Source organism: Massilia sp. 2TAF26 (assembly GCF_052115005.1).
In the GTDB taxonomy this organism is placed as follows: domain Bacteria; phylum Pseudomonadota; class Gammaproteobacteria; order Burkholderiales; family Burkholderiaceae_D; genus Telluria.
This window is the reverse complement of sequence record NZ_JBFRFV010000007.1, coordinates 215050-224187: the sequence shown is the minus strand read 5'-3', so window position 1 is coordinate 224187 and position 9138 is coordinate 215050. Positions and strand designations below refer to the sequence as shown.

The window sequence follows — 9138 nt, the reverse complement described above, 5'->3', positions numbered from 1 at the left end:
GCATGAAGACGAACCGCGGATTCACCCTGATCGAACTGCTGGTGGTGCTGGGTATCGTGGCCCTGCTGCTGACCCTGGCCGTGCCGCGCTTTTTCCCGAGCGTCGACAGGACGAAGGAGACCATCCTGGCCGAGAACCTGCGCACCATGCGCGCAGTGATCGACCAGTTCCATGCCGATACCGGACGCTATCCGGAATCGCTGGAGCAGCTGGTCGATAAAAAATACCTGCCGCGCCTGCCCTTCGATCCGGTGGCGGACAGCGACGCCAGCTGGATCGTCGTGCCGCCCGAGGATCCGTCGCGCGGCAACGTGTACGACATCCGCAGCGGCGCCGAGGGCAAGGGCCATAACGGCAAGCCGTATTCGGAATGGTAGCGCGCGGGCCTTGCATGCGGCTGCGCCGCGAGGCCGGCTTCACCTATGTCGGTCTGATCGTGCTGGTCACGATCATCGGCCTGGTGGGCGCCGCGACCCTGAAGGCCGACGCCCTGCTGCGCCGCGCCGCCGCCGAGCAGGAGCTGCTGGAGATCGGTGCCGCCTTCGGCGCCGCGCTGACCAGCTATGCGGAGGCCACCCCGCGCGGCCAGCCGCCGCAGCCGCCCTCGCTGGAAGAATTGCTGAAGGATCCGCGCTTTCCCGGCACCCGCCGTCACCTGCGCAAGATCTTCGTCGACCCGGTCAGCGGCAAGGCCGAGTGGGGCATCGTCTGGCTGAACAAGGGAGGCGGCATCGACGGCAAGGGCAGCGGGGTGGTGGCGGTGTACAGCCTGTCGCAGGCTAAGCCGCTGAAGCAGGCGAACTTCGATGCGCGCTTCCAGAACCTGGAGGGGCGCGAGCACATCTCGGACTGGAAGTTTGCGGCGACCGGGCAGGGGGTGGCGCAGGGACAGCCGGGGCAGCCGCCGGGTCAGCCGGGGCAGCCGGGGTTGTTCGGCCAGCCGGGCCAGCCCGCTGCCGGCCAGCCGCCCGCCGGCCAGCCGCCCGGCGCCGCGCCGTCCGAGCCGCCGTCGCTGTTCCCGGGACGCGGCGATCCGGAGAATGTAAAACCGCCGCCGGCGGAACATGCGGCACCGCCGGAACCGGCCGAACCGCCGCCGCCGTCGGAAGCCTCGGGTTCCGGCGACGACGAGAAGGACGAGAAGGACGAGAAGGACGCGAAGGACGCGAAGGACCGTCTTACTTCGCGCGGCGCATGAAGTCGCGCGGACGGAAGCCCAGCGCGAACAGCACGGCAAAGTAGACGGCGGCGCTGAAGCCGATGATCAGGAGCAGGGCGCCGATGCGCAGGAAGGGATGGGAGCGCAACGCAGCCCAGTCGAGCTGCGCCTGGCTGAACCAGGCCGCCATGCCCATCACGACGACGGCGGCCACCACCTTCAGGAAGAAGCCCAGCCAGCCGGCATGCGGCGTGTAGATGCGTCGCTTGCGCAGGCCGATGAACAGGAAGAGCGCGTTGATGCAGGCGCCCATGCCGATCGACAGCGCCAGCCCGGCCACGCCCAGCAGCGGCACGAAGACCAGGTTCATCGCCTGGGTCGCGATCAGCACGCCGATGGCGATCCGCACCGGGGTGCGGATGTCCTGGCGCGCATAGAAGGCCGGCGCCAGGATCTTGACCAGGATGATGCCCAGCAGGCCGGCGGCATAGGCCATCAGCGGCGCGGTGGCGGCGGCCACGTTGGCGGCGTTGAATTCGCCGTAGTTGAACAGGGCGGCAATCAGCGGCGTCGACAGGGCTGCCAGGCCGACCGCGGCGGGCAGGGCCAGCAGCAGGGTCAGGCGCAGGCCCCAGTCGAGCAGGGCCGAGTATTCGGCAACGTCGCCGTCCGAATTGGCCTTGGACAGGCTGGGCAGCAGGATGGTGCCGAGGGCCACGCCCAGCATCCCGGTCGGGAATTCCATCAGGCGGTCGGCATACTGCAGCACGGAGACCGCGCCGCCGCCCATGTTCGAGGCGTAGTTGGTGTTGATGAGCAGACTGATCTGGGCGGCGGAGACGGCGAACACCGCCGGGCCCATCTTCTTGAGGATGCGACGCACGCCGGGGTCCTTGAGGCCCGAGAGCGGGTTGAAGGACAGGCGCGGCAGCATGCCGATGCGCTTCAGGGCCGGGATCTGGATCGCGATCTGGGCCACGCCGCCGACCATCACCGCCACCGCCATCGAATAGATCGGCACCTCGAAGTACTTCACCAGGAATAGCGAGAAGATGATCGAGGACAGGTTCCACAGCACCGGCGTGAAGGCCGGGATCTTGAACTCGCGCCAGGTGTTGAGCACGGCGCCGGACAGCACCACGAAGGACATGCAGGCGATGTAGGGGAACATCAGGCGGGTCATCACAACCCCCTTGTCGAAGCCGTCGCCGTCCAGGCCGCTGGCGATGGCCATCAGGATCAGCGGCGAGCCGATAACGCCGAGCACGCTGACCAGCACGGTCGCCCAGACCAGGGTGGTGGCGACGTGGTCGACCAGGCTGTGGGTGGCGGCTTCGCCCTTCTGGGTCTTGTATTCGGCCAGGATGGGCACGAAGGCTTGCGAAAAGGCGCCTTCGCCGAACAGGCGGCGCAGCAGGTTGGGCAGGCGGAACGCTATATAGAAGGCGTCGGTGTAGGGCGAGGCGCCGAAGGCGCGGGCAAACAGGCTGTCGCGCAGCAGGCCGGTGATGCGGGAAACCATCGTCATGCTCGAGATGGCCGCCAGGGTTCGGAGTAGGTTCATAGGCCGCGATTATAGCTGGGCAATAGCCCCAGGAAACCTCCGTGGCGTCGCTTTTTGCGGGGTAAAGCGGACAGGAATATGAATTGGGAATTGCCCTGCGATGAAACCTTCGCTATAATCGAGGGCTGTATTGAATTCAGTTGGCAGACACTAATCGTTTGAGGTGTTTGCGGACGCAACTTACACCGATTAGGAATTTCCATGGCAAATACCGCACAGGCGCGCAAGCGCGCTCGTCAAGCAGTTAAGCAAAACGCTCACAACTCGGCACAGCGCTCGACCCTGCGCACCGCGATCAAGGCTGTCAAGAAGGCCATCCAGGCTGGCGACAAGGCCGCTGCGACCACCATCTTCCAGCAATCCGTGTCGACCATCGACAGCATCGCTGACAAGAAAATCATCCACAAGAACAAGGCCGCTCGCCACAAGAGCCGCCTGGCTGCCGCCATCAAGGCCCTGTCGGCCTGATAGCGACACCTGCCGCGCCTTCGGGCGCGCAGTTCCGAAGGATGAAAGACCCGCCCGACCCCGGTCCGGCGGGTTTTTTCGTTTGCCAACTTCGGGGTCAGAGCACTTTTTTGGGCAACTGCCCAGGCGCATGCTTCAGCGCTGGGATAGGGCAGGTCCAGCCTTCCATCGCGACTAATCGCCCAGCAGGGATGCCGTGAGGATCTTGCCAAAAAAAGTGCTCTGACCCCGAATTTGAAAAAAGGCAGGCCGCGGCCTGCCTTGCTTGTCCGGCGCCGGTGCTTACCTGGCCGGTTCGGATGGCATCGCGGGGGCTGCGGTTTTCCTGGTCTTTTTCATCTTCTTGGCTTTCTTCGGTGCGACGGCGGCCGGCTCCGCCGGCGACGCGGCCGGTGCGGCTGCGGGCGCGGCTGCCGGGATGGCGGCGAACACGGAAACGGCGAACAGCGAAGCAAACAGTCCAGCGATGAGTTTGGACATTTCGGGTTCCTTTTCGTTAAGAAATCGATCCACGACGTGAATCTGGCTCGTTAACGGCAGGCATTCCTTTCGGGATGAGGGTCTTGCCCTTGAGGCAAGTCAACCCTCAGCCTTTCTTCGCCTTTCCGGCACCGACGGCCTCCGCCGGCACTTCCATCCAGTCGCCCGGCATCAGCGGATGGCTGGCCAGCGAGAACGGGCCGATGCTGGTGCGCACCAGGCGCAAGGTCGGCAGTCCGACCGCGGCCGTCATGCGCCGCACCTGGCGATTCTTTCCTTCCTCGAGCGTGATGGCGATCCAGCTGGTCGGCTTGTCATGGCGCACGCGGATCGGCGGATTGCGCGGCCACAGCCATTCGGGTTCGGCGATCTGCACCGCGCGGCAGGGCTTGGTCACGAAGTCGCCCAGGTCGAGCGGCGCCTGCAGGCGCGCCAGCAGTTCGGCGTCGGCCGCGCCTTCCACCTGCACGATATAGGTCTTGGCTTCCTTCTGGTCCGGATGGGCGATGCGGTGCTGCAGGCGGCCGTCGTCGGTGAGCAGCATCAGGCCTTCGCTGTCGGCGTCGAGGCGGCCGGCCGGGTAGATATTCGGGATATCGATGTAATCGGCCAGCGAGGCGCGGCCCGGCTCGGCGCTGAACTGGCAGAGTACCTGGAATGGCTTGTTGAATAAGATGAGGGACATGTAATCGGTTTTTAGAGCAAAATAGCAATCGTCATCAATATTGTGATTATCGCAGCCCAGCGCGCCCCTACGGAGAACACGATGTACGAACATATTAAAGTACCCACCGAAGGCCAGAAGATCGCCGTCAAGCCCGACTTTTCCCTGGACGTCCCGGACCAGCCGGTCATCCCCTACATCGAGGGTGACGGCACGGGCGTCGACATCACTCCGGTGATGCTGAAGGTGGTCGACGCGGCGGTGGCGAAGGCCTATGGCGGGCGGCGCAAGATCAGCTGGATGGAGATCTTCGCCGGCGAGAAGTCGACCCGGATCTACGGCCCCGACGTCTGGCTGCCGCCGGAGACCCTCGATGCGGTGAAAGAATATGTGGTGTCGATCAAGGGCCCGCTGACGACCCCGGTCGGCGGCGGCATCCGCTCGCTGAACGTGGCGCTGCGCCAGGAGCTGGACCTCTACGTCTGCCTGCGCCCGGTGCGCTACTTCACCGGCGTGCCTTCGCCGCTGAAGGAGCCGCAGAAGACCGACATGGTCATCTTCAGGGAAAATTCGGAAGACATCTACGCCGGCATCGAGTGGGCCGCCGAGTCGGAGGGCGCGAAGAAGATCATCGACTTCCTCGTCAACGAGATGGGCGTCAGGAAGATCCGCTTCCCGCAGACCTCGGGCATCGGCGTCAAGCCGGTCTCGCGCGAAGGCACCGAGCGCCTGGTGCGCAAGGCGATCCAGTATGCGATCGACCACGACAAGCCTTCGGTGACCCTGGTCCACAAGGGTAATATCATGAAGTACACGGAAGGCGGCTTCCGCGACTGGGGCTATGCGCTGGCCCAGCGCGAATTCGGCGCCGAGCTGGTCGATGGCGGTCCGTGGTGCAAGTTCAAGAACCCGAAGACCGGCCGCGACATCGTCGTCAAGGATTCGATCGCCGACGCCTTCCTGCAGCAGATCCTGCTGCGCCCGGCCGAGTACAGCGTGATCGCGACCCTGAATCTGAACGGCGACTATATTTCGGACGCATTGGCGGCCCAGGTCGGCGGCATCGGTATCGCGCCAGGCGCCAATATGTCGGATTCGGTGGCGATGTTCGAAGCGACCCACGGCACCGCGCCCAAGTATGCGGGCAAGGATTATGTGAACCCGGGTTCGCTGATCCTGTCGGCCGAGATGATGCTGCGTCACATGGGCTGGACCGAGGCGGCCGACCTGCTCATCAGCTCGATGGAGAAGGCGATCATGTCGAAGCGCGTCACCTACGACTTCGCGCGCCTGATGGAGGGCGCGACCCAGGTCTCCTGCTCGGGCTTCGGCGAGGTCATGATCGACTACATGGGTTGAGACGCGGCATGGCCGACCTACCTTTTTACGAACGGATCGGCAAGCTGATCTATGGCGTCCAGCGCCAGGCAGCTGGCTGAGCGCTACGAGACCTTCATCAAACGCATGGACGAGAAGGCGGCGCTGGATGGGCCTGAGGTCGAGGAGATTCTGCGAGGCACGCCGGAACTGCTTGCGGCGCTGGTGGAGGGTTGCGCCTGGGGAGCGGGGCGCAGCGGCTGAGAGACTGCGCCCAAGAAAAAAAGCCCCGCCGCAGCGGGGCTTTCTGGCTTCCGAGGGAGATTACACGCCCTGGATATTGGAAGCTTGCTTGCCTTTAGGGCCTTGCGTGACTTCGAATTGGACTTTCTGACCTTCTTTGAGGGTCTTGAAACCGGCCATATTGATTGCGGAGAAGTGCGCGAACAGATCCTCGCCGCCGTCATCAGGAGTGATGAAGCCAAAACCCTTGGAATCATTGAACCATTTAACAGTACCAGTTGCCATAAAAAACTTTCAAATAAAAACTAATCACACGAGCCATAAAAGCAAGAAGCTTCTTGCCCCCTCCTCAGCCTGCTCACTTCTTATCAACAAGTACATAAGTACATGTCAATGTTTGCATTGTTGGTGCAATAATCTTGTAAGTCAAGCGCTTTTGAACGGGTGTTGTAAAAACATTCACTACTGCTTTGCAACAAGCTCTTGATTTTTACAATCGGACCGCCATCTGCGCTCAGTTGGGAAAACGCGTAAGATGGAAAGCACATGGGATTGCATAGGGGGATTCCCTCAATTGTCCCTGATTGTTAACGTACGCACGAACAGCGAAAGCATCTTAGAATACTCTTATGGCAACCAAGCACGATACCGAACAGCTGCTGGAGCGGCAGACCGTAAAGCCACCCCCCCTGTATCAGGTGGCGCTGCTGAATGACGACTACACGCCGATGGAATTCGTGGTCGCCATCATCCAGGAGTACTTCAACAAGGATCGCGAGACGGCGACGCAGATCATGCTTTCCGTACATCGCCATGGTAAAGGGGTGTGCGGCGTGTTTTCCAAAGATATAGCGTGTACCAAAGTGGAGTTTGTATTAACGCATGCGCGTAAGGCAGGTCACCCCCTGCAGTGCGTGATGGAGGAAGTATGATTGCGCAGGAATTAGAAGTCTCTTTACATATGGCCTTTGTCGAAGCGCGGCAGGCTCGTCACGAGTTCATCACGGTCGAACACCTGCTGCTGGCGCTGCTCGACAACCCGTCGGCCGCTGAAGTCCTGCGTGCATGCGCGGTCAACATCGAAGACCTGCGTAAGACCTTGACGAATTTCATCGGCGACAATACCCCGACCGTGCCGGGCACGGGCGAGGTCGATACCCAGCCGACCCTTGGCTTCCAGCGCGTGATCCAGCGTGCGATCATGCACGTGCAATCCGCCTCGAACGGCAAGAAGGAAGTGACCGGCGCGAATGTGCTGGTGGCGATCTTCGGCGAGAAGGACTCGCATGCCGTCTACTACCTGCACCAGCAGGGCGTGACCCGTCTCGACGTGGTCAATTTCATCTCGCACGGCGTGCGCAAGGACCAGCAGATCGACAGCCAGAAGGCGTCGGAAGGCGTGGAAGAGGCCCAGGTCGAAGGCCAGGCCAAGGAAAGCCCGCTGGACCAGTTCACCCAGAACCTGAACAAGGCTGCCGCCGATGGCCGCATCGATCCGCTGATCGGCCGCGAAGAGGAAGTGGATCGCGTGATCCAGATCCTGTGCCGCCGCCGCAAGAACAACCCGCTGCTGGTGGGCGAGGCCGGGGTCGGCAAGACCGCGATCGCGGAAGGCCTGGCATGGCGCATCGTCCAGGAAGACGTGCCCGACATCCTGCAGAATGCCGTCGTGTATTCGCTGGACATGGGCGCGCTGCTGGCCGGCACCAAGTACCGCGGCGACTTCGAGCAGCGTCTGAAAGCGGTGCTCAAGCAGCTGAAGGATATGCCGAACGGCATCCTCTTCATCGACGAGATCCACACGATCATCGGCGCCGGTTCGGCTTCGGGCGGCACGCTCGACGCTTCGAACCTGCTGAAGCCGGCCCTGGCGAACGGCCAGCTGAAGTGCATCGGCGCGACGACGTTCACGGAATTCCGCGGCGTGTTCGAGAAAGACCATGCGCTCAGCCGCCGCTTCCAGAAGGTCGACGTCAACGAGCCTTCGGTCGAGCAGACCGTGCAGATCCTGCGCGGCCTGAAGTCGCGCTTCGAGGAGCACCACGGCGTGAAGTACTCGTCGTCGGCACTCTCCACCGCGGCGGAACTGGCGGCGCGCTTCATCAATGACCGTCACCTGCCGGACAAGGCGATCGACGTGATCGACGAAGCGGGCGCGGCCCAGCGCATCCTGCCGAAGTCGAAGCAGAAGAAGACCATCGGCAAGACCGAGATCGAGGACATCATCGCGAAGATTGCGCGGATTCCACCGCAGACCGTCAACCAGGACGACCGCAGCAAGCTGCAGACCATCGACCGCGACCTGCGCAACGTCGTGTTCGGGCAGGATCCGGCGATCGAGGCGCTGTCGGCCGCGATCAAGATGGCCCGCGCGGGCCTGGGCAAACAGGACAAGCCGATCGGCTCCTTCCTGTTCTCCGGACCGACCGGCGTCGGCAAGACGGAGGTGGCCAAGCAGCTGGCCTTCATCCTCGGCATCGAGCTGGTGCGCTTCGACATGTCGGAGTACATGGAACGCCATGCGGTGTCGCGCCTGATCGGTGCGCCGCCGGGCTATGTCGGCTTCGACCAGGGCGGCCTGCTGACCGAGGCCATCACCAAGAAGCCGCACGCGGTGCTGCTGCTGGACGAGATCGAGAAGGCCCATCCGGACATCTTCAACATCCTGCTGCAGGTGATGGACCATGGCACGCTGACCGACAACAACGGCCGCAAGGCGGACTTCCGCAACGTGATCATCATCATGACCACGAATGCGGGCGCCGAGAGCCTGACCAAGCGCTCGGTGGGCTTCGTGGATTCGAAGGCGGCAGGCGACGAGATGGCCGACATCAAGCGCATGTTCACGCCGGAGTTCCGCAACCGCCTGGATGCCATCATCAGCTTCCGCGCGCTGGACGAGGAAATCATCCTGCGCGTCGTGGACAAGTTCCTGATGCAGCTGGAAGAGCAGCTGCACGAGAAGAAGGTGGAAGCCATCTTCAGCGAGAAGCTGCGCAAGTTCCTCGCGAAGAAGGGCTTCGATCCGCAGATGGGCGCCCGTCCGATGTCGCGCCTGATCCAGGACATGATCCGCAAGGCGCTGGCCGACGAGCTGCTGTTCGGCCGCCTGGTCAACGGCGGACGCGTGACGGTGGACCTGAACGAGAAGGACGACGTCTTCCTCGAGTTCCCGGAAGGCGACGTCCCGCCGCCGCCGGAGCCGGTCGAAACGGTCGAGATCGAGTAACGAGTACGTAACAA

At 63.0% G+C, this 9138-nt stretch carries 11 protein-coding genes; 7 read left to right on the top strand and 4 right to left on the bottom strand.

The features are described 5' to 3' along the window. The first annotated feature begins 2 nt into the window (after positions 1–2). Together AB4Z32_RS10130 and AB4Z32_RS10125 are read left to right on the top strand one after the other, a co-directional pair. Positions 3–377 (top strand): type II secretion system protein, encoded by a 375-nt coding sequence (locus AB4Z32_RS10130; protein ID WP_442121714.1) that lies wholly within the window; start codon positions 3–5, stop codon positions 375–377. A gap of 14 nt (positions 378–391) precedes the next feature. Beyond that, a complete protein-coding gene (locus tag AB4Z32_RS10125) occupies positions 392–1198 on the top strand; it encodes a type II secretion system protein (RefSeq protein ID WP_442121713.1) in 807 nt (268 codons plus the stop codon). Here the strand turns inward: AB4Z32_RS10125 and murJ are convergent. Further along, complete coding sequence (murJ, locus tag AB4Z32_RS10120) at positions 1179–2723, bottom strand: murein biosynthesis integral membrane protein MurJ (protein WP_442121712.1); 1545 nt, start codon at positions 2721–2723, stop codon at positions 1179–1181. The two genes, AB4Z32_RS10125 and murJ, sit on opposite strands and share 20 nt — an antisense overlap. Positions 2724–2924: 201 nt before the next feature. On the opposite strand from murJ, the gene rpsT reads away from it, so the two are divergent. After that, positions 2925–3191, top strand: a complete 267-nt coding sequence (gene rpsT / locus AB4Z32_RS10115) for a 30S ribosomal protein S20 (protein ID WP_047823157.1) — start codon at positions 2925–2927, stop codon at positions 3189–3191. 282 nt (positions 3192–3473) lie between these two features. Here the strand turns inward: rpsT and AB4Z32_RS10110 are convergent, their stop codons facing one another. After that, on the bottom strand, positions 3474–3671 hold the full coding sequence (locus AB4Z32_RS10110; protein ID WP_442121711.1) for a hypothetical protein: 198 nt from the start codon (positions 3669–3671) through the stop codon (positions 3474–3476). A gap of 106 nt (positions 3672–3777) precedes the next feature. Continuing rightward, positions 3778–4356 (bottom strand): pseudouridine synthase, encoded by a 579-nt coding sequence (locus AB4Z32_RS10105; protein ID WP_442121710.1) that lies wholly within the window; start codon positions 4354–4356, stop codon positions 3778–3780. Between the two features lie 81 nt (positions 4357–4437). Between AB4Z32_RS10105 and icd the strand changes: the two genes are divergently transcribed. Together icd and AB4Z32_RS10095 are read left to right on the top strand one after the other, a co-directional pair. Then, positions 4438–5694, top strand: a complete 1257-nt coding sequence (gene icd, locus AB4Z32_RS10100; RefSeq protein ID WP_442121709.1) for an NADP-dependent isocitrate dehydrogenase — start codon at positions 4438–4440, stop codon at positions 5692–5694. A 51-nt stretch (positions 5695–5745) separates the two neighbouring features. Next, positions 5746–5916 (top strand): hypothetical protein, encoded by a 171-nt coding sequence (locus AB4Z32_RS10095; protein WP_442121708.1) that lies wholly within the window; start codon positions 5746–5748, stop codon positions 5914–5916. Positions 5917–5976: 60 nt separating this feature from the next. Here the strand turns inward: AB4Z32_RS10095 and AB4Z32_RS10090 are convergent, their stop codons facing one another. Continuing rightward, positions 5977–6180 carry a cold-shock protein gene (locus AB4Z32_RS10090; protein WP_060566744.1) on the bottom strand — a complete coding sequence of 68 codons (204 nt, stop codon included), beginning with the start codon at positions 6178–6180 and terminating at the stop codon, positions 5977–5979. A 344-nt stretch (positions 6181–6524) separates the two neighbouring features. On the opposite strand from AB4Z32_RS10090, the gene clpS reads away from it, so the two are divergent. Both clpS and clpA read left to right on the top strand, forming a co-directional pair. Continuing rightward, positions 6525–6827: an ATP-dependent Clp protease adapter ClpS gene (gene clpS / locus AB4Z32_RS10085; RefSeq protein ID WP_027864722.1), complete on the top strand. Its 303-nt coding sequence runs from the start codon at positions 6525–6527 to the stop codon at positions 6825–6827. After that, positions 6824–9124: an ATP-dependent Clp protease ATP-binding subunit ClpA gene (clpA, locus tag AB4Z32_RS10080; protein ID WP_442121707.1), complete on the top strand. Its 2301-nt coding sequence runs from the start codon at positions 6824–6826 to the stop codon at positions 9122–9124. Before clpS ends, clpA begins: the two co-directional genes overlap by 4 nt. Positions 9125–9138: the final 14 nt, after the last annotated feature.

Coding starts and splice junctions, on each gene's coding strand:
- AB4Z32_RS10130 (WP_442121714.1), top strand. CDS start 3: ATGAAGACGAACCGCGGATTCACCCTGATCGAACTGCTGGTGGTGCTG.
- AB4Z32_RS10125 (WP_442121713.1), top strand. CDS start 392: ATGCGGCTGCGCCGCGAGGCCGGCTTCACCTATGTCGGTCTGATCGTG.
- murJ (WP_442121712.1), bottom strand. CDS start 2,723: ATGAACCTACTCCGAACCCTGGCGGCCATCTCGAGCATGACGATGGTT.
- rpsT (WP_047823157.1), top strand. CDS start 2,925: ATGGCAAATACCGCACAGGCGCGCAAGCGCGCTCGTCAAGCAGTTAAG.
- AB4Z32_RS10110 (WP_442121711.1), bottom strand. CDS start 3,671: ATGTCCAAACTCATCGCTGGACTGTTTGCTTCGCTGTTCGCCGTTTCC.
- AB4Z32_RS10105 (WP_442121710.1), bottom strand. CDS start 4,356: ATGTCCCTCATCTTATTCAACAAGCCATTCCAGGTACTCTGCCAGTTC.
- icd (WP_442121709.1), top strand. CDS start 4,438: ATGTACGAACATATTAAAGTACCCACCGAAGGCCAGAAGATCGCCGTC.
- AB4Z32_RS10095 (WP_442121708.1), top strand. CDS start 5,746: ATGGCGTCCAGCGCCAGGCAGCTGGCTGAGCGCTACGAGACCTTCATC.
- AB4Z32_RS10090 (WP_060566744.1), bottom strand. CDS start 6,180: ATGGCAACTGGTACTGTTAAATGGTTCAATGATTCCAAGGGTTTTGGC.
- clpS (WP_027864722.1), top strand. CDS start 6,525: ATGGCAACCAAGCACGATACCGAACAGCTGCTGGAGCGGCAGACCGTA.
- clpA (WP_442121707.1), top strand. CDS start 6,824: ATGATTGCGCAGGAATTAGAAGTCTCTTTACATATGGCCTTTGTCGAA.